Raw genomic sequence first — 24619 nt, forward strand, 5'->3', positions numbered from 1 at the left:
GCTCACGGCGGTGATCGCCGCCCCGATACCATTTCTTAAGTGCATGGTCCGTGATACTGCATCTGTGCACTAGAATGGTAATTGATAACAGACAGCGAGAGATGACGGAATCGGACGAAGTCTGGGAGTCGACGGTCGAGGGTATTGCGACCGGTATCATCAAAGAGACGGACACACCTATTCCCATGCGCGATGGGTTGGAGTTATCCGGCAACATCTATCGTCCAACAGAACCCGGCGAGAAAACGGGTGAAGTACCCGATGAGTACCCCGTGATCATGGAGTTTACCGGCTGGGGTAAAGACATCTACTGGGGGCAAGCGGAGGAACTGTTCGGCGAGCGATGGCCGGGAACGGGCGTCGGGTACGAGCCGTGGAGCCCGCCGATCGCCCACTCGTGTACGTTCGAATCGGAGAATCACAACTTCTGGGTCCCGCAAGGGTACGTGAACATCGTCGTGGACGGGAGAGGGTTCGGACGATCGCCGGGAGAATTTACCGGATTCGAATCCTGGGGGCGCGACATGTACGACGCCATCGAGTGGGCAGGCCGTCAGGAGTGGAGCAACGGCAACGTCGGACTGAGCGGCGTTTCGATCTGCTCTATCCTCCAGTATTACGCAGCTGCCGAGGATCCGCCTCACTTGAAGGCGATCTGTCCCTGGCAGGGCACCCCGGACGATCTGTACGATCACGGTGGGATCGGTCCGGTTACGTCCCCGACGTCGACCGACGATTTCCCTGTCCCCCACGATCCGGCGTGGGCCGCACCCGAGGAGACGAACCCGCCTACCGGCGACAACAGGCCCGAGGACGAACTATTCGAAGAGATCACACAACCCGCCCTGATTTGCGGCTCGTGGTCGAGTCACGGCCTCTTCAGCCGGGGCGATTTCAGGGCGTTTCGAAACATTGCTTCCGAGCGCAAGTGGCTCTACAACCACGGTCGAGAGAAGTGGGCGACGTTTTACGAAACGGAGGCCCAAGCCTTTCGGAAACGGTTCTTCGATCACTTCTTGAAGGGGACCGATGAGCGAATCCTAACCGAGAGGCCGGTGCGAACGGAAGTACGCGACTCGCTCCGCAGTTGGTCCGTTCGGTCGGAATCGGACTTCCCGCTGCCCGATACGGAGTACCGGACGCTCCACCTCGACGCGACGAACGCCGGACTCACCGAACGAGGGACGCCCGATCGGGAGAGCGCGGTCAGCTACGACTCGAGCACTTCCGACAGCGTAACGTTCGATTTCACGTTCGAGGAGGCGACTTCGTTGGTCGGGTATCAAAGCCTGAAGCTCTGGGTGACACCCGAAGAAGCGCCGGACGCCGACCTCTTCGTCACCGTGCGGAAACTCGACCGGGACGGGAACGAGGTGAAATTCCACGGCTACGCCGCGCCGCTCTATCACCCCGTGGCGCTCGGTTTCCTCCGCCTCTCTCACAAGGGGCTTGATTCGGAGAAATCCACTCGATGGGAACCCATCCTCGAGCAGCGGACGGACCCGGAACCGGTGCGTCCGGGAGAACCCATCGACTGTCGGATCCCGATCCGTCCGTCGGGGACGTTCTATCGAGAAGGGGAAACGCTGCGAGTCGAAATAGCGGGGACCGCATTCGGCCACGAAAACCTGGAAGTGACGTATCCCGCCAGAAACCGAGGGGAAACGGCGCTCGGGTTAGAGACGATCAACGAAGGGGCCCATACGATCCATACGGGTGGGGAGTACGATTCGCATCTCGTGATCCCCGAGGTCCCTCCGGGCCCGGAGAACTGAGGACGGACGTCCGTAAGGTTCAGTGGAGTCGAATAGGTGGACACACAAACACGGCCTCCCGATCAGTGTTCATACGCTACGATGGCGTGTGAATAACTAACGCAACACTGATTACGATCCCATCCAATGGTGAAACGATGAAAGCGGACAGTAGTGTATACCCAGACGGTTTGTTTCGGCTCGAGGAGCCGCACACCCTCGGTGAGATGCGGGCGCAGGTGTATCGCGACAAAGCGAGAGGATTCGACCGATGACGCGGACGGCAGCGGTCGTCGGCGGCGGTCACACTCGCTGGGGCAAACGAGAGGCGACGTGGAAGGATCTCGCACAGGAGGCAGGAAAAGAGGCGTTCGACGACGTTCCCGGCGTCGGTCCCAGCGACATCGAGGGGCTGTTCGTCGGTGCCGTCCAGCCCGAACGGTTCGCCTTCCAATCGCACGTGGCGCCGCTGGTCGCCGAGTTGCTCGGTATCGACGTGGACTCGATGATCGCCCGAACGGAACTGGCCTGCGCGAGCGGACAGGCCGCGCTGCGGTACGCCTGGCTCGCCATCGCCGCCGGGCAGTTAGACACCGCGCTCGTCATCGGGGTGGAAAAGATGAACCTCCCGGACGATCACACCGAGGAGATGCAATCGAGCATGATGAACGTCGTCGATCGGGAGTTCGACGGCGTGAACGGGTTGAACGCGCCCTCGTATTTCTCGCTCATAGCCCAGCGGCATATGCACGAGTACGGGACGACAAAGGAACAGCTCGCCGCAGTGAGTGCGAAAAACAAAACCCACGCAGCGAGCAATCCCTACGCGCAGTTCCAGAAGGAAATCGACGTCGACGACGTGCTTGAGTCCTATCCGGTCGCGCCCCCGCTCAATCTGTTCGACTGCAGCGGGATTACGGACGGGGCAGCGGCGCTCGTTCTCGTAAGCGAAGAGAAAGCTCGAGAACTCACGGACACGGCCGCGTACATCACGGGAAGCGGCCAATCGTGCATGGCGAGCAACTCCATCAACAACCTCCCCTCACTGTCGGCGTGGCCGCAGGCGACCGTCGCAGCCGAACAGGCGTACGAGCAAGCCGGTATCGAAGATCCCGTCGAAGCGCTGGATGTCGCCGAGATCCACGATTGTTTCTCTATCAGCGAGATCGTCGAGTACGAGGATCTCGGGTGGGTCGAAAAGGGCGAGGGTGGACGGTTCGTCGAAGACGGGCGGAGCGCTCTCGACGGCGACATCGCCGTCAATCCCCGCGGGGGATTGCTCGGCTGCGGACACCCGCTCGGTGCGACTGGAATCTCACAGGCGCTGGAGATCTACCGCCAGTTCGCCGGGGACGTACCTGACGCCAGGCAGGTTCCAGACGGTCCGGAGACCGGATTGATTCACAATCTCAGCGGAAGCGCCTCGGTACACAGCGTGATGACGCTCGCGAGGGATCCACAATGAACAACAACACAGATCGACCACGAGACACCGTCGACGTACCGGATCGGATCGAGTTCCCGCGGCTGTTCGACTTCTACGAACTCCAGTCCGAGGACCACACGCGCATCCACGAGTTTTACGACCGCCTTCGTGACGGGTCGCTATCGACGACGACGTGCGAGAACTGCGATGCTCTCCACTTTCCACCCCGCGTGGTTTGTCCGGAGTGTACCAGTGACGACCTTACCTACACGTCGCTCCCGCACGAGGGGACGCTCTTCGCGTTCTCCGTCGTCCGCGGGAGCGCACCCATCGGGATGGCCGAAGACGTTCCGTTCGTCGTCGGGATTATCGATCTCGAGGGCGCAGACGTTCGACTCTCGGCTCGTATCGACGAAGTAGGGTACGACGACCTCAGTATCGGGGACCGCATGAGGTTGAAAGTCGTGGATATCGACGATTCCCGCGACGAAGACCGCGTGTTTTACCGGTTCGAACCTGCACATCGGACGCCAGAGTGACGATACCGAGCGGTTGCTCTCATTGATTTGGATCCAACACCGAAGGAATATCGTCGCCCGATTCTCGATAGCGTTACTGGTCCTGCAAGAAGTCGGGCCACTCCTCCGGGGGCTTCTCGAGGTAATCCGGGCGCTCGTTCAGGTTACCGCCGCCGTCGACCTCGAGTACCGTTCCGTTGACGTAGCCGGCGAGATCGGAGACGAGTAACAGGACGCCGTTCGCAACGTCTTCGGAGGTGACCCCGTGGCCAAGCGGGCCGTTCGGGCCGCCGCCGGGACAGAGCGCGTTCACCCTGACGTCCGGACCGAGGTCCCGGGCCGTGTGCTTCGAGAGGCCGATCAGGCCCCACTTCGAGGCGGTGTAGCTGGCGTTCCCGTGGACGGTGACGTTCCGTCCGGCCATCGAGGAGATGTTGACGATCCGGCCGTGACCGTGCTCGCGCATTTCCGAGGCGACGGCCTTCGAACAGTTGAACGGTCCCGAGAGATTGAGGGAGACGCCGTCGAACCACGTGTCGAAGTCGAGTTCGGTGAAGTGGTCGGTCGTGCTTCCGCCGGCGTTGTTGACGAGGATTTCCACGCCGCCGAACCGTTCGACCGTCGCCTCGACCAGAGCCTCTGCCGACGCCGGATCGGTTACGTCGCAGTCGACAACTTCCGTGTTAATCCCCTCGGTCCGGAGATCTCCGGCCGTTTTTTCGGCCTTTTCGACCTGAACATCGGCTATGACAATGTTGCTGCCGGCCTCGCCGAGCCGCGTGGCGATTTCGCGTCCGAACCCCTGCGCTCCGCCAGTGACGATAGCAGTCTCTCCATCGAGATCGATAGTGACCATGTGTCTGGGTCTCGTGCAACAAGGATAAACGTACCGAATTTTCACTCGAGGAGAGATGACCAGGATGGCTCTACCATCGACGAGCGCTAATGTGTCCCCAACGAATCGGTGCGGCCGGCCATGGAGTTTCCGGTCAGTTAGACGATTCACTACTGACTGGATAGACGGACACCCCGAGTCTGCTAAACGCCTTCAATTCGATTAGGGAGGCGGATCAGCCAGTCCAATACTGATATCCACGATTCCGGTGAGCGTTCCTTCGTCAGACCGATGCTATCTTAGTGCTCTGGCGCTCCGAGCGGATCAGTCACGGACTTCGACGAGGTTCGTCTTGTACTCGTCAGCCGGGAGAGCATCGACATCGACGACCGTCGGGTCGACTCGGACCTTGAGCTGGCCGCGAACGACCTCGACGACTTCGTTAATGAGCTCCGACTCGGCGCGGGTGGTGTCCGGTTCGGCCGCGATCTCGATCGAGATCGGATCCTCGAAGTGGACCTTGTCCTCGTCGGGTACGACGATTCGAACGCGCGGTGGAACACCCTCGACTTCGGAGATGACGTCGCGGATCGCCGTTGGGAAGACGTTCATTCCCTTGTAGATGAGCATATCGTCGGTCCGACCGATACACTGAATCTTCGGGGCAGTCCGACCACAATCACAGTTGGTTCCGGTTACGCGAGCGTAATCGCCCGAGCGGAACCGGACCAGTGGTGTCGCTTCGCGGCGGAGATGGGTATACACGAGTTCTCCCTCCGCACCGGTTTCGAAGGGTTTGGTTTCCCCGCTATCCGGATCGACCAATTCGACGTGTGCGTGCCCTTGCGCGTGGAAGTGCATCCCCGATTCTTCCTCACATTCGGCCCACATACAGCCGATGACGTCACCAAGCCCCATCGCCTCGCGTACCAGGTTCGCGTCCCACGCATCGTAGAACTCGGCTCGAATCTCCGGATTAGAAATCCCGGGGCCACCCCCGCCGATGACCTTCGTCATCGGCAGGTCAGCCGGCGAGACACCACAGACCTCCTCCGCCTGTTCGGTCAAGTACTGAACATGAGAGGTGGTCGTCCAGAGGACGTCCGGATGAACGTCGCTCGCGACTGAAAGCAATCGGTCGGTACTCTCGCCTCCTGCAGGGACGACGTTCGCACCCATCTTCGTCAGTGACTCGAAGTACGGTGTGCCGCCGGTGATCATCGTTTGCCCGGCCCCGAACAGCACCGTATCCGCAGAGCGGACCCCGGTGGTGTAAAACGCGCGTTGCTGTACGGTGTTCCAGTCGCGCCGATCTTTCGACGTGAGCCCGAAATATGTGGGCTTTCCAGTTGTACCGGACGATGAGATGACGCGATTGAGTGCCGAAGTCGGCGCGGTTTGGTGGTCACCGAGTGGTTGTGACGGCGTCTGGGACGCTTGACAGTCACGTTCGTCCTGCTTGGTCATAAACGGGAGTTCAGCGAACTCCTCTAGCGTATCGATTGCTGTGGGATCGACACCCCACTCTTCGAACAGACGCCGATAATAGTTTGATTGTTCGGTGAGATACTCGAGTTGATCAGGGAGAAGACGCTCGTGTTTGGCGAGAATCTCTTCCCACGGTTGGACCTCTATCTGGTCGTAGACATCAACCATGGTGATGTAACTAATCGCCTATCTAATTCAGTCTATCGGTTCAGGCTCTCTTTGGCTAGACGATTACGGACCAAGAAACCGCTCGGCTCGACAAATATCGAAGTATCCGTCACCGATAGTAAGAGTATAACGGTAACACTCCACCGCTGGTTGTCCTCGCGAAGAGCGCAGATACAGTTTACTCCCGTTCTACGGCACAGTCAATTCTCGAATGCGACGATTGTTACTGTACTCGAGCACGGAAACGAGCGTACTATTGAGAACCGTCGATTAACGGACGGGAAGTTCCTCGTACAGCCGCAATCACTCGGTATGACCCCATCCTCTGTACCACAATGGGGCGTCCCAATCGAATATGTTGAGGAAAGTGAACTGGAAAGCAAAAGGGGATGGCACAAAAGGGTGCGACTACATTTGACGATACCAAATAGTCGGAAACCACATCAAGAAAAAATCAGACCGGATGAGCAGCGAAGAACCCGATATGGACAGTAGATATCGGAAGGGTGTCAGAAAAGAACGGTATCGAAAACAGAATCTAGCGAGGCGAACAACGAATCGGTTCCTCTTCGCAGGTACGGCTTCGAAACCGGACGGTCATCTCGAGGAGCGAACAATACCGGACCCTCCAAACGCGAGACGATCGGAGGCGTACAAGAAACGGTCTCGATGGTTGTTGCCCGAAAATCTACGGAAACGATGTCGGTCGGCGTGTTTGCCGACCCAAACGACCATGATGAATACTGTTGTACCCGGACTCGATTTGCTGATCTCAAAAAGAATAGCCGCTAACAGCACTACCGAATACATCCATATGAGTGTAAAATTGGGGGAGGATATCAACGAGAAATCGAGACGAAATACATCGACGAATTTCAGGAGTTAGTAATACCATGGTTGTTTTTCATCCATCAAGCGCTTCTAAACGGCATTGGTACAATATCACACACCAAAGGATCGGATTCGTTCGCCATACAAGTGAGAGAAATATCGAGGAGGAAATACACACTCGAACGACTAGATTACGAGGGTACAGTAGCAGAACATCTATTGAGACGGGATCGAGGGTATGTTTGACACACTCAAAGAATTTTCAAACGGCTCTATCCATCCCGATTGATCCTCGAGTGGTCCGAAACGTCTTCGGGAGCTATCTTCGTATTGATTCCAGATGGAATGTGCTCAACAGCAGGTAGTTTTAGGAATTAGAAGTGGCTTGCTCGTACGGAAACACGCATATATTTCGGGCTATCGATCCAGTGGAGAAACAATGTACGACTCCAGCGCGTTCGATAACAGCCCATCATCGAATTTTGCGGTGGCTCACCATCGCATGATCAGCAAAGTATATATATGATTATGAACAATGTTTCGGCGTGCCATTCACACACAAACGACAGGGTGCCTGAGACAGAGTAACTGAATTAGAATGAGTAACAAAGAGACGAACCAAGGGAGGAGTATGGATCGGCGAACGTACATGGGAGCACTTTCAGCGGCAGCTGGCGGTGCCATCGCGGGATGTCTGGGCGGCGGTGCCCAAGAACACAAGCCTGGTGAACCAGTTCCAACCGTCTACTTAGAATCGATGACTGGTGTCACCTCGGAATCTGCGATCGAACAGGCGCACCTTCACATCCGGGATGTCCTCGACGAAGAGTTGGGCGTGCCAGCCGAGGTCTCGACAAAGGAGATAAACACGATGTGGGATGAGCTGTACAACGACGATCGTTCTCGCCATCTCCATCTCGACGTAAATCCGGATATGCCACAACTTCTGGAGCCACAGAACGTTCTCCGATCATTTCAGGCCCAACGCGCAGGGGCAAACGGACTCGGGAACGTAAACCAGTATGCAAGTTGTGAATTCACTAACCTCGTGAACGAACAGGTTAGCATCTCCGATCCAGAAGAGCGTGAATCGGTCGTCCACGACGCGGTCAGCGTCTGGTCAGAAGACGTCGCCTCGATCAATTTGTTCTCCATGTACGTCCGGTCGGTATACCGTCCGGATCAGGTGGATATCGCGGACGACACCGGCGAACAGGGGGTCGCCGATCGAAATACAGATCTATTTATCCGGGACATGACCCCTGCCGACGGCGACACGATTCATACGAATATTACCGGTACGGCGATGCAATCGTCCACCTATATGGTGAACACGCCGTCGACAATTTGGGGCACCGTTATTCATTCCCCGCTGGTGTACTTCGATAAGAATCGCGAACTCCAGCCATATCTCGCAACGGATTGGGAAATCAACGACGACGCGACCCAATTTACGTTCAATCTGCGCGAGGACGCTACGTTCCACAACGGGAACTCCATCACTGCCGAGGACGTGAAGTGGACGTTCGAATTCATTAACGAAAATACAGCCCACTTCCAGGAAGCGAGCGAAGTTCCGTACGATTCGATCGAGGCCGTCGATGAGCACACCGTCGAGTTCGGTTTCGAGGATCCATACGCCCCCTTCCTCCGGGGAACGGCAGCGACGTGGGGTATCGTACCAAAAGACGTCTGGCTGGACGGCGGTGCGGAAGAAAACCCCGCCAACGTCGAGTTGGACCCCATCGTCGGGTCCGGCGCGTATCAAGTGACCAACTGGAGACGAAACGAACTCCTGCAGTTAGAGCCGTACGACGATCACTGGGTCGACGCCGAAGGAGACATCGTCATGCGAACGTTCGAGGATCAAACGAGCGCCGTCCGGTCGTTCGAACAGGGCGATATCGGCGTCATATTTAGCCTCGGTGGCGATCTGGCAGCCAATCTCGAGGGCGAAGACTACGCCGAGCTCGTCGGTGTTCCGGGCTTCGGAGACTGGTGGCTCCAGCCACAACACAGTTTCCCGGTTACGCAGTTCCGCGAGTTCCGGCTCGCGCTTTCGGAAGCGCTCGACCGGGAGTACCTTGCTGAACTGTTGACGCGAGACGATGGTGAGATTCACCTCTATTCGGCACCGTGGGGCGAACAGCATCCGTTTTATCCCGAAGATGCGGAAGGATTGACCCAGATTGCACAATCTCCAAGCGGAGACACCGAGAGAGCGCGCGAAATCCTCGAGGAAGCAGGATGGACATGGAACGACAATGATCGGTTAGTGTACCCGGAGGAGATCGATACGGACCCGCGATGGCCAGCAGGCGACGCTCCGACCGATCACCCCGACGAGTTTCCCTGTGTCGAATAACTTAGTTGATAATATCTCGCCAGTCTACCAATAGGTGTATGAAATATCTTCGATGAGAAGACGTACAGTGGTCGTCGAAATCAGAATAACTGATCAGATAGCGATATAGCATAGTCGCAATACGGAGATCGATAGGCGAGAATCGAGTCTGAAGGAAACTTTTATGTTGTTACCCTGTGTGACTTCATACCAATTGGCTCAATATGAGTGAAACAACTGACGTGAAAAGTCGACTGAATTCCCTGCTGGAAAACGATTTCATCGATAGCTTCAGGAGGGGGATAAAACAGTATATGACGGATAGAATAACGATAATTTGCCTCGCATTCCTAACGATTTTGGTGTTCATCAGTGTGTTTGATCAGTTCATAATGCCGTATGAGCACGATGCCCTCCACCGGACCGCAGACGGGGAAATTGCCAGGCTAGAGTCGCCGTCATCGGACCATCTCCTTGGAACGACCTCATCTGGGGAAGACGTATTCTCGCAGTTGATTTACGGGGCAAGCTCAACCCTTCTTACAGGAGTTGTCGGAGGGTTAGTTATCGTTAGTATCGGCCTCACGATCGGGATGGTGTCGGGCTACTATGGCGGTCGAGTCGACAGTTTCCTCATGCGAGCGACTGATTTCGCGTACGGCATTCCGATTATTCCGACAGCCATCGTGCTCGTTGCCTATTTCGGGATGGGATTCTGGAGCTCGGTGCTCATAATTGGACTGTTACTGTGGCGAGGAAATGCGCGGGTCTTTCGATCACAGGTATTACAGATCAAAGAGCGCGAACACATCAAAGCTGCAAAAATGCTCGGCGCGAGCGATTGGTACGTTATCACGCGCCACATACTGCCGAATATGATGGGAATGGTCGTGCTGTTTTTCGCCCTCGGAACGGGGATTACGATCCTTCTCAGCGCCGGTCTTGCCTTCCTGGGCTTCATGGATCCGTTCGTTCCATCGTGGGGCGTGATGCTTCGGGGGGCATACTCCTCGGGGAGCATGACCGAGGCGTGGTGGTGGGCGCTTCCGCCAGGGTTTATGATTTCCTCGACGGTGCTCTCGATTTTCCTGCTCGGACGGAGTTACGAGCGAGTCAACGAAGAACAAGTCAATCAGGTTGCCTAAGACAATGACAGAGCCACTACTCGAAGTCGAAAACGTCGACATCACGTACCGGATGGATAGCGAAGACGTCCACGCCGTAACGGACGCGTCGTTCACTATCGACTCGAACGAATACTTCGGCCTCGTCGGTGAAAGCGGCTGTGGAAAGAGTACCCTCGCAAAGTCCTTGATCCGCGGACTCGACTCGAACGGTGAGGTTACCTCCGGAACGATTCGATACAAAGGAGAGGAAATTCAGGATTTTTCTGAGAAAGAGTACAACGAAAAAATCCGCTGGAAAGAGATCGCGGTGATTCCACAGGCCGCGATGAATAGTCTCAATCCGCTCACAAAACTGAGTGAGCAGGCCGTCGAAATCGCAGGGGTGCACACCGATTGGTCGGAAAAAAAGGCGATATCACGTCTCGAGGAACTGTTCGATATCGTCGGCCTCCCGGAGTCGAGAGTAACCGACTATCCCCACCAGTTCTCGGGCGGAATGAAACAGCGCGCGATCATCGCGATGTCATTGCTGTTGAATCCGACGCTGATCATCGCAGACGAACCGACGACGGCGCTGGACGTTATCATGCAAGACCAGTTCCTCAAACATATCGACAACCTGCGAGAGAAACGAGACCTCGCGTTGCTGCTCATCACCCACGACATCGCCGTCGTCTTCGAGACCTGTGATTCGCTCGCAGTGATGCACGGCGGACAGATCGCAGAGAGAGGGACGACGAAGGAAATCTTCTCCGCACCGAGACACCCGTACACGATACTCCTCCAGAAATCGTTCCCCGACGCTCGATACCCGGACCGCGAACTCGAGGTTATCGAGGGCAGTCCTCCCGCGTTGCGCGAGGAAGTAGACTACTGTACGTTCGCAAGTAGGTGTCCGTGGGCCGAACAGCAGTGTCGAGAATCAATGCCGTTAGCTGACTCGTTGAACGGCACTGATAGTCACGCAGTCGCGTGTTTTCGAAGCGACGAAATGGAGTCGTTGGCGAGCGATCATATGAACACGAACGAGACACGGCACGCAAACGCTATCGAAAGTGAGGGATACGAAGATGACGACTGACGATACCGAACCGATACTCGAACTCCGAGACGTAGAAAAGCACTTCGATCAATCGACGAACATCGCGGAAACTGTTCGCCAAACCCTCTTCGGGGAATCACAGGAGCCAGTACGCGCTGTCGATGGCGTTGACCTCGAGTTATCCGAGAATCAGGTCCACGGCATCATTGGAGAGAGCGGCTGCGGAAAGTCGACGCTCCTGTTGACGCTCATGGGAGAGCACGATCCGACATCCGGAGAGATTCTGTTCAAAGGACAGCCGATTGCGGAGTTCACGAAAGCGGACTGGAAACAACTGCGACGGAAAATTCAGGTGATCTTCCAGGATCCCTTCAACACGATGAACCCGCATTTCACCGTTCGAGAAACGCTCAAGGAACCCTTCAAGATACACGACATCGAGACGGACGAAGGGGAACTCCTGGATATGCTCGAGACGGTTCGACTGACACCGCCAGAGGAGTACATTGACCGTCGTGAATCACAGCTTTCAGGGGGCGAGAAACAGCGTGTTTCGATCGCTCGAGCGTTGATCCTCGAGCCCGAAGTCGTGCTCGCAGACGAGCCGGTATCGATGCTCGATGTATCGACCCAGGCGTCGATTCTGAAACTCCTGAGCGAACTCACCGAAGAGTATGACGTTTCGATGTTCTACGTTTCTCACGATCTGTCCACGGTGTCGTACGTGTGTGATCGAGTAAACGTCATGTATCTCGGTCGAATCATCGAAAGTGCACCAACACGGAAGATTCTCACTGATCCAAAACACCCGTATACGCAAGCGTTAATCAATGCCATTCCGATCCCAGATCCGTTCCACAAGCGGACGTGGACTGAGCTTGATGGGACACCAGGAGATGCCCAAAACCTACCCACAGGATGCCGATTTAAGGATCGCTGTCCGGAGCGAATGGATGTTTGCGACCAACAACCCGCGTTCAAGCGACACGGCGAAGGCAACTCGCATCAAGTCGCCTGTCACCTCTATGATAAGCAGACCGTAGGGCATTCGCCTGCAGAAATCACTGAGACGGGGGTGTCGGAGCAATGAGCAAACTCCACTATTACCTTCGTCGCATCGTAGTGACGATTTTCCTGATATTCGGAGTTGCGTCGTTCCTGTTCCTCGCGTTCCGGCTTATGCCGGGTGATTACGCGACGGTACTCGCCGGAGGTGGTGCATCAGCCGCGGAGTTAGAAGAGATTCGAGAGTCGTGGGGACTGAACCAACCACTATACGTACAATACTACGAATATATGACTAATCTGGTGACAGGGGACTTCGGGACATCTCACGTCTCAAGTGAACCGGTGTGGAACTACGTCAAGAACCCACTGATGAACTCGCTTATACTTGTAATGCCGGCGATCCTCGTTGCATTCGTGGTGGGATCGGTCTACGGAGGATTACTGGGGACGAGGTCGGGAACTGCACTCGAACGGTACGGTATCCTCCCCCCAACGGTCGCTGGAACGACTCCGAACTTCTTCGTCGGGATTTTGCTCCTTCTCGTGTTCTCGTCGACCCTCGGGTGGCTCCCCGTTAGTGGGATGGCTACAAGTGAAACGTATGCTGCGATCGAATCACATTACGAAATCTATCTCACAGGTGATTTTTGGAAGCACTACGTGCTCCCGTTCGCGACGATCGTTCTCACGTTCTTGTACTACCCGGCGCTGGTCATGCGAGGGAGCGTTATCGATGTGAAAGGACAGGAATACACGTACTTCCAGCGCATTGCAGGCTTACCGAGCAAAACCCGTTTCAAACACCTGATGAAACACTCATCACTCCCCGTGATTACGCTCCTCCCGGCTCAAACGGCGACCGCAATCAGTGGGCTTGTCCTCATTGAAACAGTCTTCAACTGGCCTGGCATTGGAACGCTCCTCTTCGAGTCAGTTCTCGCTCGAGATACGCCGACGATTCAGTTCCTCTTCATCCTTGTCGCAGTCTGGATAATCGTTGGGAATTTCCTCGTCGATATCTTCTATACAGTCATTGATCCACGGATTACGATTGAGGACTAGGGGCTTCGATAATTCGAGTTACTGTTAGAACTTCGTATTCAGGTCATCATATATCAGGAGCTATTCCAACGTAATACCCAAAAGCGAAAAGCAAGCGGTATTCTACAGATCGAATCCTGTTAGTGGCAGTGAGACCATAATCCCGACCTGTTCTGGACGAACTAACTGGGTGGGCCTCACAGATTTTGTACTTCTATATCGGTACAAATCGTCTCGTGGGCGGATTTAAGTCGCTGTTTTTCGTCGGCTGAAAGATCCCATTCGATGATATCGGTAACGCCGTCCAACGTAAGTACCACGGGAACACTTAAGCACCCATCACTGAATCCATACTCGCCAGCCAGCGGTGTCGAAAGGCATGTCGGCGACGGGTCGTTTGCCATCATCTTGCGAATTATTCGAACGACACCGGCGCTCGTCACCCATCTCGAGGTTTCGGACACCCCTCGTTCCTTTGCGATCTCAAACGGTATCTCGCGTGCGTATCGGCGGACATCGGATCGTTGTTCGTCGGTAAGCGTCGTTGCCACTCCATCGATACGAAGTCTCGAAAAAATCGGTACGATTTCGCTTCCGTGTTCGCCCATCACCGGACAGTAGACTGTCCCCGGGTGGACATCTTGTATCTCGCTAATGCGATGTGCCACTCGCGCGGTCTCCGATACTGAATACCCGAGAAAATACTTCCGAGACCAACCCACCTGTTTCCAGAGTCGATAGGTGATCCGATCGATCGGGTTCGAGAGAACGAGAACGGGAACGGGTCGATTTGATCGTAACGCGGGAGCGACGGAATCGACGATCGAGCGGTTCGCTTCGAGTTCGGCATCTCGAGCATCAGCCGACGTCGCATCGGCTGGTTGTGGCGCTGCCGCAGTAAAGACGATAAGATCGGGGTCAAGGTCGTCGAGTCCATCACTCCCGACCGCCTGAATAGCCCCGAACGAATCAGCTGTTTCCTGATCCACGGGCGATTGCGTGGAGTGGAACGTAGAGTGTGCGATATCGAGTCCGTGAGCCCATGCCGACTTCCTATCCTTGTCGAGGAGTGTAAGGTCCATCGTTGGTTCGACTGTTGCCAGCGTATATGCGATTGTTACTCCAATCGTGCTCGCGCCGCCGATAATGACTGTGTGCATCGTTTCATACGTTCATAGCGACCGTGATGATATATTTGTTATGTGAGCTGTCTCATAGAGACTGGTGATAGCAACTTCATAGTACTGGGACAGCTTCTCGAGATGGGTGATTTTCACACTATCACCCGTATATAACACCAATAGACGTGTTATTTCCACAGATTCTTCCGACATATAGTCAATCATACCGAATATATTGTTTCTGACTTGTTATCCGATACTCTCGGATAACTCTGTGTCGGCCGACCATTTAATTACAATAGTACTTTTGTAATTACTCCAGTCATCAGGAGAGGGTTTTGTTTACTGTTGTCTCGAATAGAGAAATATCGTTATAGGACATAAACGGAACGTCCAGAGTCTAATGCAAGTAGTCGTTTGATAAATGTATAGCCGATGTTTTCCGGATATTATCGAGTGATATTTGGGTATTTCGGATGGAGTACTACGCGCCAACCTCCACAAAGCAAGCAGTACTCTCTCGAGAAATAACGCATCCTGTGGTCACCCCTCCGTAAGGCTCGGAACACGGTGGTCGCTCTCAATTCGTGACACGATACTGGACCGTATTCCACAAATCGATGAATACGTGATGAGAGCAGCTTTTGGCCGTTCGGGTAGCATATCTATACAGCGGCACCGACGATCAACGTGCAGAATTTAGCTGGGATGGCATCGCACCGAGGTAGGCTGTACGTAGGTAGCCGGACAAGCGGAAACCAAAAATCCACCACATGCCTTCTCAGCGAGGATGGAATTTCAGCCAACTTCACGAACTACCACAGGGAGAGAGCAAAATCGGAGATGAATATCAGAGTGGCCTTACGAGACGGGGCTCAAGTCCATCTGAGAATCCGCTGTCGAAGCATTCGGAGTGCTCGATCGAGGGCAAAGCCGAGAATCATGATCGCAATCAACGCCGCGTACACTTGCTCGGCCTGGAACATTCGAACCCCTTCAATTTCGATATGACCCAGTCCACCACCACCGGCGACCATCTCGTAAACGAAGGTGATGATGAGCGAGATCGGCAGCGCGATCTGGATTCCGGAGATGATTCCCGGAGCCGATGCCGGCACGATCACCCTTCTGAGCAACTGGCGATCCGACGTGCCCATCATCCGCGCCGACCAGATCAGGTTCTCGTCGACGTCTCGAGCCGCGTTCCGGACGTTGATTGCAACAGGCCAGAAACAGCCAACTGCGACGAGGACGATCTTCGCGAAATCACCCGTCCCGAACCAGAACAGAAAGACCGGGACGAGCGCGATGACCGGAACCGGGTAGCCGACCTCGATGATCGGATCCCAGAACCAGCTTGCAATCCGACTACGAGCGCTCAACACGCCGACGATAATGCCAAGCACGCAGGCGATTACGAGCCCGAGTAGTGCGCGTCTGACCGTCAGATAGCCGTTGTAAATGAGCGTTCCGTCGACGGTTAGCTCGTAGAACGTCATGAGAACGCCCGACAGCGGCGGGAGGAAATAGTCGTGCACCATGTCCATCTGCGTCACGAGTTCCCACAGGATGAGCACGATGACCAGCGAGTAGATCGACTTGCCGACGTTGATCAGGTCGGTACGATCAACGGAGAACGCGTTACTTACGTCCATCGAACCACCTTCCGTTCGCCCCACTCGTAGCCCCGCACGGCGAAGAACGCGATCGCCGAGATCAACACGAGCACCGCGAACATCTCCGTGTACGCACCAACCTGACTGTACCGGAGGATTTCGAAGCCGACGCCCTGATTCGACGCGATGAGTTCCGCGCTCACCAGCGCGATAAACGCGATGGGGATCGCCTGGCGAATCCCCGTGAGGATGCTCGGAATCGTCGCCGGGATCACGACCTTCAGCGGAATCTGCCACGACGGCATTCCCATCATCTGGGCCGACCAGATGAGGTTCTGATCGACGGTCTGGGCCGCGTTGTAGCTATTCAGCACGATCGGGAGCAAGCACGCGAGGAAGACGATCAGAACCGACGTTTCCGTGCCGGTCCCCAGCCACAAAATCGCCAGCGGCACGAGCGCCGACTTGGGAATCGGGTAGATCAACGCCAGAAACACCTCGAAGAAGTTCTCAACCGGCTTCACTCGAGCCATCCCGACCCCCAGCAAGACGCCGATCGAAATGCTCAGGACGAGCCCAGCCGCGACTCGAAACAGCGACACCTGTAGGTGCGGGATGATATCGCCCGCGACGAGTAACTCCCAGGTGACGAATGCGACCTCCGAGGGCGGCGAGAGAACCGTGCTGGGGACGAACGTGCCGCTAGCGAACTCCCAGAAGCCGGCCACGATCACGAGCGGAATCCACTCGAAGACGAACCAGACGACCCGCTGAAGCGGTGCGGGCAGCGTCTCCTCGAGTGCCCCTAGTTGCAAATCGGCGTAGGACATCGTTAGAGTTGGGCCTCCGGCTGGGTCTCCTCGCGCAGGGATTGCCAGACCTGGTTTTTCACGTCGGTGTACTCGTCGGATAGGATGATGTCCTCGCGCGGCTGGGTGCGGTCGACGTCGATATCGACGGTCGTCTTTTTCGTCCCCGGGTGGCGCGTCATCACCATCACGCGTTCGGAGAGGTAAACCGCCTCCTCGACGTCGTGGGTGATGAAGATCACCGTCTTTCCGAGGTCGCCCCAGATCTCGAGGAGGTGATCCTGCAAGAGTTCCCGCAGCGGTTGATCGAGCGCACCGAACGGCTCGTCCATCAGGAGGATCTTTGGATCGTACGCCAGCGTCCGCGCGAGCGCGACCCGCTGTTTCATCCCGCCGGAGAGCTCTTTGGGATACTTGTCCTCGAAGCCGTCGAGGTCCATCATATCGATGAACTCCTGGGCCGTCGCCCGGCGCTGTTCTTTGGGAACGCCGTCCTGTTCGAGGCCGTAGGTGACGTTACCCATGACGGTGCGCCAGGGAAAGAGGGCGTAATCCTGGAAGACGACACCTCGGTCGGTGCCCGGCCCGTCGATGGGTTGGTCGTCGACGGCGATGGTGCCGGTCGATTCCTCGAGGAAGCCGGCGATGAGGTACAGCAGCGTGCTTTTGCCGCAGCCGCTGGGGCCGACGACGCTGAGAAACTGGCCGCTGGGCACTTCCAGTGAGAGGTCGTCGATCGCCTTCGTTCGTTCGTCGCCCGATTCGTACACCTTCTCCAGATTCGAGATCGTTACGTGTCCTTCGACCATCTTGGTAGTTGTTGGGTAGTGGATTTAGTTTGTACGCTATCAGTGCCGGTCACGGGCTATTGGTGTTAGAAGAATTGGTTTGTCGAGTGACTTTCCATATCGACCTGCTCATCGGTGAGCCCGAGATCGTACATCTCGTCCGTAATTCCCTGAAGCGACTCGAGGTCGATTTCGAAATCGCGATAGTAGTCGTTTTCGGTCAAGAGGAAGCTATCGACCTGCTCTTCAGGGAGGTCGAAGTGCTCGGCAGCCAGTGAGACGACTTCGTCGCGGTTGTTCTCCATGTACTCAATAACACCTTGGAAGTCTTCCATCCACGCTTGGATCTCATCTTCCTTATTATCAATTGCTCTATTAGTAGCCGTCGTGAAAGTATAGGGGTACGGTTGCAATTCTTCTGGGAACGCGTCTCGGGTGTTAAAGACCTCAGTTAGTCCTTCGTTCCTCGCACTTACGGCGAACAATCCCGGGAAAATCGCCGCATCGAAGATGCCGTCCTCGAGACCAGGAATAAAGGTCGGGAACCCCTGTTCGATGAATTCGACATCCTCCTCGTGATCGATACCGATCTGATCGAACATCTTCAGGTAGACAGAGTGAACACCGGACCCAACTGCGTTTACGGCCACAGAACGTCCCTCGAGATCTTCCGGTTCCGTGATGTCCGAGTCCGGTAACGAACAAACGGGAACCGAGAAGTAGTCCGGGTGAGCATCCCACATGTCGATAGCAATCGTCGTTATCCCGTCGGGAACGGCATCGGAAGTCACCGCGTTCGGGAAGCTCTGCATTGTCAGCAACCCGATATCAGCTTCATTGGCAGCCAGTGCATTTACTGTGTCGGGTGTACTGGAATTCTGGGTGATCTCGAACTCGTATGAGTCACCGACGTTCTCTAATTCATCCTGAATACCGGGAATATCCAGGAGCGATCCAAGGTTCTCAATTGGAACGACGAAATTAAACCGAATAGTCCCCTCACTGGATCCCGTACACCCTGCTAACCCCGTAATACCAGCAGCCGAAACGACTGCGCCTGTTTTAATGAATTGCCTTCTGCTACTTGGTAGCATATCATGGTAATCAGATGGTATCATTAAAAATGTTGCGGAATAGGTCACATACGTGTCTGTGTAGAGTGAGAACAACGGAATATTCACATACGAACTGAAACTAAAAATTATGTGTCTCTCGAAGTGGGGCCGATTATGTACAATTGGATCGATACAGGATCCACGGGCTCTTAGTCAAACGAGAAGGATCAGAGGACGCCTTCACCAGCGGATTCAGGCTAGTAGTGCCCAACTATGCACCCAGATCCGGAGAATATAACCTGTAAAGGAATGGGTTTGTAGGTACTTGGACGAGGTAGTGTTGTACAATGGATAACAGCCCACAGCCCGTTCCCTCCAGTTCGGCGGATGTCGGCATCAAGCCGATTTCGCAGGAAAATATGGAGATCGAAACATACTCCGTCCTAAATCCCGACGGATCATTCGATGCTGATCGGGTCCCGGATCTCGACGACGACGAATTCCGCGACCTCTATCGCTGGATGCTCGTCCAACGTATCTACGACAACCGCGCAACGAAACTCCAGCGTCGTGGCCGCCTTGGAACGATTGCCTCCGGGCGCGGTCAGGAAGCGAGTATTGTCGGCAGCGGATACTCCCTTTCATTGGATGATTGGATCTTCCCGTACGGGCGTGAAGCGAGCGCACTATTGATGCACGGACTTCCCTTACGGGATCTGTTGCTCTACTGGCGTGGCGTCGAAGATGCATCAAAGATGCGGGGAGCAAACATCGTCCCGCTGGCTATCTCGGTCGGTTCTCATGTCCCACTCGCGACCGGCAAAGCGTGGGGAATGCAACTTGCAAACGAAGATACTGTCACGTTCACTAACCTTGGCGATGGCGCGACGTCGACGGGCGCCTTCCACGAGGGAATGAACCTTGCCGGAGTCCTTGGAGTACCAGCCGTGTTCTTCTGCCTGAACAATCAGTACGCGATCTCGCTGCCGTTCGACGGACAGACGAACGCCAATACGGCCGCACAGAAAGCGCTAGCCTACGGTCTCGATGGTATCCGCGTCGACGGCAACGACGTGCTCGCGGTCTACAACGCCGTCTCGAGGGCGCGAGAACGAGCGCTTGAGGGCAATCCAGTGTTAGTCGAGGCAGTCACTTACCGACGTGGAGCCCACACGACGAGTGACGATCCCAGCCGATATCGGTCCGAAGAAGAGGTTGAAAAGTGGAAAGATCGCGATCCTCTCGAGCGATATCAGGCGTTCCTCGAGGAAACCGGGCGCTGGGAGGGAATCGACGAGGAGGCGATCCGCGAGGAGGTCGAAGCCGAGTTCTCCGAGGCGGTCGACGCCGCCGACGCGTTCGAAGAACGCGGCGTCGAGGAGATTTTCGACTACCTCTACGAGGAAATGCCACCCGAGCTCGAACGCCAACTCGAGGACCTCCGTGAGTTACTGGAAGAAGAGCCCGAGATGTACGACTATATCGAACGGCGGCCGAAGGGGTGATCGCTACTATGAACGCGACAATCATCGAAGCCATCAACGACGCATTGCACGAAGAGATGACCACCGACGAGAAGACGGTCGTCTTCGGCCAGGACGTCGCCGAATCCGGCGGCGTCTTTCGAGCCACTGAGGGACTGCTCGAGGAGTTCGGCGCCGAGCGCGTGCTCGACACGCCGCTTTCGGAGATCGCCATCGTTGGCGCAGCTGTCGGTCTCGCAACCCACGGCTACCGGCCGATCGCCGAGATTCAGTTCTCGGGCTTTCTCCCGCCCGCGTTCGACCAGCTCGTGACGAACGCCAGTCGCATCCGCTGGCGCACCCGCGGCGAACTCACCGCCCCGATGGTCGTCCGCACCCCCTACGGCGCCGGTGTACGGGCATTAGAACATCACTCAGAAAGCCTCGAGGGAGCCTACGGACACATCCCCGGGCTGAAACTCGCGATCCCGTCAACCCCCCACGACGCGAAGGGCATGCTCATCAGCGCTATCCGCGACCCAGATCCAGTCCTGTTCATGGAGCCCAAACACGTCTATCGCTCCATCCGCGAAGACGTTCCCGAAGGATCCTATACCGAACCGCTCGGCGAAGCGGCCGTCCGTGAGGAAGGCGAGGACGTTACCGTCGTCTCCTGGGGTGCCATGATGCACAACACCCTCGAGGCGGTCGACAACCTCGAGGGCGTCGATGCCGAGGTGATCGACCTCCGGACGATCTCGCCGTTCGACAAGGAGACCATCCTCGAGTCGGTCGAAAAAACCGGGCGCTGTGTGGTCGTCCACGAAGCGGCCAAAACCGGTGGCTTCGGCGCCGAAGTCATCGCCACCATCAACGACGAGGCCCTGATGTACCTCGAAGCACCCGTCAATCGCGTCACCGGCTTCGACGTGCCAGTCCCCCTCCTCTCGATGGAAGACTACTACATCCCCCATCCCCCGAAAATCGCAGCGGCCATCGAAGAAACGCTCGAGCACTGAATTTCTCGCGGTCTGTTCCGCTTTCAAACGATCGGCGACGGTTGGTAAAACGAGGGTCGATAATAGCTTAGTGCCTGTCCGGCCTGGTTCTTACCGGTTCAGCGTATGAATCGCTTTTCCCTGTGCGTTCTCAGCCGCCTCCATCACCGCCTCCGAGAGCGTCGGATGGGTGTGGACGGTTCCCGCGATGTCCTCGAGTTTCGCGCCCATCTCGATCGCCAGCCCGAGTTCAGCAACGAGCTCTGAAGCCTCGGGTGCCACGATCTGTGCGCCGAGAACGAACTCAGTTTGCTCGTCGGCGACGATCCGGACGAAGCCATCCGATTCATCCATTGTAAGCGCGCGACCGCTCGCCCTGAGTGGCATCGTTCCAACAACCGGGTCGAACCCAGCCTCGTCGGCCTCGGCTTCGGTCATCCCGACCGTCCCGATTTCGGGGTCGGTAAAGACGGCCGCGGGAATCGCCTGGTGGTCGAGAGCTACCGGCTCACCTGCCGCGACGCCCGCCGCGACGAGCCCTTCGGCGCTGGCTTTGTGCGCCAACATCGGCTCCCCCGCGACATCACCCACTGCAAGCACGTGCTCGAGGTCCGTCCGAGTATGGTCGTCAGTTTGGATGAATCCGCGCTCGTCGGTCTCGAGACCCAGTGCATCTAGCTCGAGCGCCTCGGTCACGGGTTCGCGGCCGACTGCGACCAGCACGCGATCCGCATCGAAGACCGACTCCTTGCCGTCTTCGTCGGCGGCGATGACTTCGATGCCGTCCGAGGATTCCCGCCACTCGCTCGCCCCGAGACCGAACGCGAAGTCGATCCCGAGGTCCTCGGCCCGGTCGCGGACGACGCGTGCAACGTCGTCCTCGTAGGTCGGCAGGACGTCCTCGAGCATCTCGACGACAGTCACATTCGCACCGGCTTTCGCGAATACGGTCGAGAGCTCCATCCCGATATAGCCGGCACCCACGACGACCAGTTCCTCGGGAATTTCGTCCGCTTCAAGCGCCTCACGCGAAGACCAGACTTGGTCGTCTGCGAAGTCGAAGCCGGGAATCGACATCGCCCGGCTTCCCGTCGCGATGATGGCGCGTTCGAACTCGATCGACTCGCTCCCCTGGCCTTCACCGCCGTGGGCAACCCGGACCGTCTCCTCGTCGACGAACGTTGCAGTCCCCTCGAGCAACGAGACACCGTTCGCCTTACACAACTTCTCGACGCCACCCGTGAGCTGGTCGACGACGCCGTCTTTCCACTCGACGAGCGCTCGCATGTCGATCGAGGGGTCAGCGTGGATACCCATTTCCTCGGCGGTTGCGGCATCGTGGGCGATATCGGTCGCGGTGATCATCGCTTTCGAGGGAATACAGCCGTAGTTCAGGCAGGTGCCGCCGTAGGCGTCGCGCTCGACGAGCGTCGTGTCGAGACCGTGTTGGGCCGCCCGGATTGCGGCCACGTAGCCGCCGGGGCCGCCGCCGATTACCAGTACATCAGTCGCCGTCGTAATATCTCCCATAACCATTATTCTAAGAGCAGCAGTTCGGGATTGTTCAGGTATCGCTTGACCTCGTTCGTAAACCGTGCGGCCTCCGCGCCGTCGACGATCCGGTGATCGACCGACATCGAAATCGGCAGCGTCTCTCGAGCGACGATCTCGCCGTCCTCAGCCCACGGGCGTTCCTTCAAGGAGCCGAGTGCGAGAATGCCCGCTTCGGGATAGTTGATAATCGGCGAAACGTACTCGCCGCCGATCGCGCCAACGTTCGTTATCGTGAACGTCCCACCCTGCATCTCTTCGAGGCCGATCGAGCGGTCTCGAGCCCGCGCGGCTTTATCTGAGATTTCGTCGGCTAACTCGAGTAGTCCCTTCTGATCCGCATCGTCGATCACCGGTACCATGAGCCCGGCATCGCTCGCCACCGCGATCCCGATGTTGTACTCGTCGTGGAGCACGATCTCCTCGTTTTCCTCGTCGAGTTCGGCGTTGATCGCCGGAACCTCCTTCAGCCCCGCGACGACGGCTTTGACCGCGAACGGGAGATAGGTAAGGTTCGTATCGCGTTCCGCGGCCGCAGATTTGAGACGTTTTCGTACCTCGACGAGTTCGGAAACCTCGACCTCATCTTGATGGCTCACGTGGGGGGCCGTGTACTTCGAGGTCGCCATTTTCTCGCCGATTGCCTCTCTCACCCCGCTGTATGGAATCCGATCACCGGGCTGATCGCCATCCAACTCCTCGGTCTGGGATCCCTGCCGATCCGCCCCTCTCGGTTCGGGACTGTCACTCTCTAAATATGCGTGAACGTCGTCCGGCGTTACGAACGGCTCACCATTGTGTCGTTCACTCGCGGGGACGTTATCGAGTGAGATGTCGTTTTCTCGTCCGAGTCTCCGAGTAGCCGGCATCGCGAGTGTCCGCTCTCGGTCGGCACGTGCATTCTGCTTGGGTGGAGGGGAAGAGGGGATATTAGTTCCGTGAGCGCTTCGGTCAGGATCGTTGTCCTGCGCTGTGCTGTCGGGACCGTTTGATTCCGTATCGGATTCGATCCCCGTCTCTACCGAATTTTCGGTACCACTCACAACGGCGTGTACGTCGGACTCGGAGAGGCGTTCGCCCGGTTTGCCGACCCGATTCTGAACCGATAGCAGATCTACGCCCAGTTCTCGGGCAAGCGTCCGAACGCTCGGTGGAGCGAACACGCGTTTGGTCGTCTCTGCGGCGGCAAACTCACCACCCGTACCGGACTGAGCACCACGAGAGGTGCCAGGGGAATCGGGTTGACTGTCTCCCGAATCCGTCCCAGTGCGGCCGTCTTTCTCCGCCGTACGATCGGCGTCATCCGGTGAACCCGTACGTGTCGAGGGACTGTCTTCGGAAGCGCCATCGGGAACCTCAAACACGACGAAGACCTCACCAACTGAAATCGTGTCACCGTCATCCGCATAGAGATCGGAAACGATACCATCATACGGGGACGGAATTTCTACCAAAGCTTTGTCCGTCTCGATTTCAGCGATTGGCTGATCCTCCTCGATGTGCTCGCCGGGGTCGACGAACCACGTGACGAGTTCGCCTTCGGCGATTCCTTCACCAACATCAGGAAGCGCAAACTCTTTTCTACCCATGCGTACTGGTACCTCTTGTGTCGAGAAGTATACGCTCTTCGGTAACT

At 56.6% G+C, this 24619-nt stretch carries 19 protein-coding genes and 1 pseudogene; 10 read left to right on the forward strand and 10 right to left on the reverse strand.

The features are described 5' to 3' along the window. The first annotated feature begins 101 nt into the window (after positions 1 to 101). The 3 genes from HALLA_RS18110 (at position 102) to HALLA_RS18120 (ending at position 3719) form a co-directional block, all read left to right on the forward strand. On the forward strand, positions 102 to 1775 hold the full coding sequence (locus HALLA_RS18110) for a CocE/NonD family hydrolase (RefSeq protein WP_049954874.1): 1674 nt from the start codon (positions 102 to 104) through the stop codon (positions 1773 to 1775). A 250-nt stretch (positions 1776 to 2025) separates the two neighbouring features. Next, positions 2026 to 3219, forward strand: coding sequence for a thiolase C-terminal domain-containing protein (locus HALLA_RS18115; RefSeq protein WP_049954875.1), 1194 nt, complete (start codon positions 2026 to 2028; stop codon positions 3217 to 3219). After that, on the forward strand, positions 3216 to 3719 hold the full coding sequence (locus HALLA_RS18120; protein WP_049954876.1) for a Zn-ribbon domain-containing OB-fold protein: 504 nt from the start codon (positions 3216 to 3218) through the stop codon (positions 3717 to 3719). The genes HALLA_RS18115 and HALLA_RS18120 overlap by 4 nt, the downstream gene beginning before the upstream one ends. Before the next feature lie 73 nt (positions 3720 to 3792). On the opposite strand, the gene HALLA_RS18125 is transcribed toward HALLA_RS18120, so the two are convergent. Both HALLA_RS18125 and HALLA_RS18130 read right to left on the reverse strand, forming a co-directional pair. Next, a complete protein-coding gene (locus tag HALLA_RS18125; protein WP_049954877.1) occupies positions 3793 to 4554 on the reverse strand; it encodes an SDR family NAD(P)-dependent oxidoreductase in 762 nt (253 codons plus the stop codon). A gap of 303 nt (positions 4555 to 4857) precedes the next feature. Beyond that, a complete protein-coding gene (locus HALLA_RS18130) occupies positions 4858 to 6189 on the reverse strand; it encodes a phenylacetate--CoA ligase family protein (RefSeq protein ID WP_049954878.1) in 1332 nt (443 codons plus the stop codon). A gap of 1462 nt (positions 6190 to 7651) precedes the next feature. Between HALLA_RS18130 and HALLA_RS18135 the strand changes: the two genes are divergently transcribed. From HALLA_RS18135 to HALLA_RS18155, 5 genes are all read left to right on the forward strand, one after another. Then, complete coding sequence (locus HALLA_RS18135; RefSeq protein WP_049954879.1) at positions 7652 to 9385, forward strand: ABC transporter substrate-binding protein; 1734 nt, start codon at positions 7652 to 7654, stop codon at positions 9383 to 9385. A 203-nt stretch (positions 9386 to 9588) separates the two neighbouring features. Further along, entirely contained in the window at positions 9589 to 10509 is a 921-nt protein-coding gene (locus tag HALLA_RS18140; protein WP_049954880.1) for an ABC transporter permease, read from the forward strand. A 4-nt stretch (positions 10510 to 10513) separates the two neighbouring features. After that, complete coding sequence (locus tag HALLA_RS18145) at positions 10514 to 11572, forward strand: ABC transporter ATP-binding protein (RefSeq protein WP_049954881.1); 1059 nt, start codon at positions 10514 to 10516, stop codon at positions 11570 to 11572. After that, positions 11562 to 12623 carry an ABC transporter ATP-binding protein gene (locus HALLA_RS18150; protein WP_049954882.1) on the forward strand — a complete coding sequence of 354 codons (1062 nt, stop codon included), beginning with the start codon at positions 11562 to 11564 and terminating at the stop codon, positions 12621 to 12623. The genes HALLA_RS18145 and HALLA_RS18150 overlap by 11 nt, the downstream gene beginning before the upstream one ends. Further along, positions 12620 to 13603 (forward strand): ABC transporter permease, encoded by a 984-nt coding sequence (locus HALLA_RS18155; RefSeq protein WP_049954883.1) that lies wholly within the window; start codon positions 12620 to 12622, stop codon positions 13601 to 13603. The genes HALLA_RS18150 and HALLA_RS18155 overlap by 4 nt, the downstream gene beginning before the upstream one ends. Before the next feature lie 176 nt (positions 13604 to 13779). Here HALLA_RS18155 and HALLA_RS21530 read toward each other — a convergent pair whose 3' ends face one another. From HALLA_RS21530 to HALLA_RS18180, 6 genes and pseudogenes are all read right to left on the reverse strand, one after another. Beyond that, positions 13780 to 14250 (reverse strand): hypothetical protein, encoded by a 471-nt coding sequence (locus HALLA_RS21530; RefSeq protein WP_242406256.1) that lies wholly within the window; start codon positions 14248 to 14250, stop codon positions 13780 to 13782. A 48-nt stretch (positions 14251 to 14298) separates the two neighbouring features. Further along, a pseudogene (locus tag HALLA_RS21535) lies at positions 14299 to 14742 on the reverse strand (lactate/malate family dehydrogenase); the annotation flags it as partial. 836 nt (positions 14743 to 15578) lie between these two features. Further along, positions 15579 to 16358 (reverse strand): ABC transporter permease, encoded by a 780-nt coding sequence (locus HALLA_RS18165; RefSeq protein WP_049954885.1) that lies wholly within the window; start codon positions 16356 to 16358, stop codon positions 15579 to 15581. Next, positions 16349 to 17149 carry an ABC transporter permease gene (locus HALLA_RS18170; RefSeq protein ID WP_049954886.1) on the reverse strand — a complete coding sequence of 267 codons (801 nt, stop codon included), beginning with the start codon at positions 17147 to 17149 and terminating at the stop codon, positions 16349 to 16351. The genes HALLA_RS18165 and HALLA_RS18170 overlap by 10 nt, the downstream gene beginning before the upstream one ends. A gap of 2 nt (positions 17150 to 17151) precedes the next feature. Then, complete coding sequence (locus HALLA_RS18175) at positions 17152 to 17937, reverse strand: ABC transporter ATP-binding protein (RefSeq protein WP_174887924.1); 786 nt, start codon at positions 17935 to 17937, stop codon at positions 17152 to 17154. A gap of 65 nt (positions 17938 to 18002) precedes the next feature. Beyond that, positions 18003 to 19010: an ABC transporter substrate-binding protein gene (locus tag HALLA_RS18180; RefSeq protein WP_049954956.1), complete on the reverse strand. Its 1008-nt coding sequence runs from the start codon at positions 19008 to 19010 to the stop codon at positions 18003 to 18005. A 308-nt stretch (positions 19011 to 19318) separates the two neighbouring features. On the opposite strand from HALLA_RS18180, the gene HALLA_RS18185 reads away from it, so the two are divergent. Further along, a complete protein-coding gene (locus HALLA_RS18185; RefSeq protein ID WP_049954887.1) occupies positions 19319 to 20476 on the forward strand; it encodes a thiamine pyrophosphate-dependent dehydrogenase E1 component subunit alpha in 1158 nt (385 codons plus the stop codon). Between the two features lie 8 nt (positions 20477 to 20484). Continuing rightward, the gene (locus HALLA_RS18190; protein WP_049954888.1) at positions 20485 to 21453 is read left to right on the forward strand and encodes an alpha-ketoacid dehydrogenase subunit beta; all 969 of its coding nucleotides are present in this window, start codon (positions 20485 to 20487) and stop codon (positions 21451 to 21453) included. 90 nt (positions 21454 to 21543) lie between these two features. On the opposite strand, the gene lpdA is transcribed toward HALLA_RS18190, so the two are convergent. Beyond that, positions 21544 to 22968: a dihydrolipoyl dehydrogenase gene (gene lpdA / locus HALLA_RS18195; protein ID WP_049954889.1), complete on the reverse strand. Its 1425-nt coding sequence runs from the start codon at positions 22966 to 22968 to the stop codon at positions 21544 to 21546. After that, a complete protein-coding gene (locus HALLA_RS18200) occupies positions 22968 to 24572 on the reverse strand; it encodes a dihydrolipoamide acetyltransferase family protein (protein ID WP_049954890.1) in 1605 nt (534 codons plus the stop codon). The genes lpdA and HALLA_RS18200 overlap by 1 nt, the downstream gene beginning before the upstream one ends. Between the last annotated feature and the right edge of the window lie 47 nt (positions 24573 to 24619).

Source organism: Halostagnicola larsenii XH-48, assembly GCF_000517625.1.
Classification (GTDB): domain Archaea; phylum Halobacteriota; class Halobacteria; order Halobacteriales; family Natrialbaceae; genus Halostagnicola; species Halostagnicola larsenii.

Excerpts from the sequence above, each read along its gene's own strand:
- HALLA_RS18155 (WP_049954883.1), top strand. The coding sequence starts at position 12,620 with ATGAGCAAACTCCACTATTACCTTCGTCGCATCGTAGTGACGATTTTC.
- HALLA_RS18110 (WP_049954874.1), top strand. The coding sequence starts at position 102 with ATGACGGAATCGGACGAAGTCTGGGAGTCGACGGTCGAGGGTATTGCG.
- HALLA_RS18190 (WP_049954888.1), top strand. The coding sequence starts at position 20,485 with ATGAACGCGACAATCATCGAAGCCATCAACGACGCATTGCACGAAGAG.
- HALLA_RS18165 (WP_049954885.1), bottom strand. The coding sequence starts at position 16,358 with ATGGACGTAAGTAACGCGTTCTCCGTTGATCGTACCGACCTGATCAAC.
- HALLA_RS18175 (WP_174887924.1), bottom strand. The coding sequence starts at position 17,937 with ATGGTCGAAGGACACGTAACGATCTCGAATCTGGAGAAGGTGTACGAA.
- HALLA_RS18135 (WP_049954879.1), top strand. The coding sequence starts at position 7,652 with ATGGATCGGCGAACGTACATGGGAGCACTTTCAGCGGCAGCTGGCGGT.
- HALLA_RS18180 (WP_049954956.1), bottom strand. The coding sequence starts at position 19,010 with ATGCTACCAAGTAGCAGAAGGCAATTCATTAAAACAGGCGCAGTCGTT.
- HALLA_RS18120 (WP_049954876.1), top strand. The coding sequence starts at position 3,216 with ATGAACAACAACACAGATCGACCACGAGACACCGTCGACGTACCGGAT.
- HALLA_RS18140 (WP_049954880.1), top strand. The coding sequence starts at position 9,589 with ATGAGTGAAACAACTGACGTGAAAAGTCGACTGAATTCCCTGCTGGAA.
- HALLA_RS18145 (WP_049954881.1), top strand. The coding sequence starts at position 10,514 with ATGACAGAGCCACTACTCGAAGTCGAAAACGTCGACATCACGTACCGG.
- HALLA_RS18115 (WP_049954875.1), top strand. The coding sequence starts at position 2,026 with ATGACGCGGACGGCAGCGGTCGTCGGCGGCGGTCACACTCGCTGGGGC.
- lpdA (WP_049954889.1), bottom strand. The coding sequence starts at position 22,968 with ATGGTTATGGGAGATATTACGACGGCGACTGATGTACTGGTAATCGGC.
- HALLA_RS18130 (WP_049954878.1), bottom strand. The coding sequence starts at position 6,189 with ATGGTTGATGTCTACGACCAGATAGAGGTCCAACCGTGGGAAGAGATT.
- HALLA_RS18185 (WP_049954887.1), top strand. The coding sequence starts at position 19,319 with ATGGATAACAGCCCACAGCCCGTTCCCTCCAGTTCGGCGGATGTCGGC.
- HALLA_RS18200 (WP_049954890.1), bottom strand. The coding sequence starts at position 24,572 with ATGGGTAGAAAAGAGTTTGCGCTTCCTGATGTTGGTGAAGGAATCGCC.
- HALLA_RS18150 (WP_049954882.1), top strand. The coding sequence starts at position 11,562 with ATGACGACTGACGATACCGAACCGATACTCGAACTCCGAGACGTAGAA.
- HALLA_RS18170 (WP_049954886.1), bottom strand. The coding sequence starts at position 17,149 with ATGTCCTACGCCGATTTGCAACTAGGGGCACTCGAGGAGACGCTGCCC.
- HALLA_RS18125 (WP_049954877.1), bottom strand. The coding sequence starts at position 4,554 with ATGGTCACTATCGATCTCGATGGAGAGACTGCTATCGTCACTGGCGGA.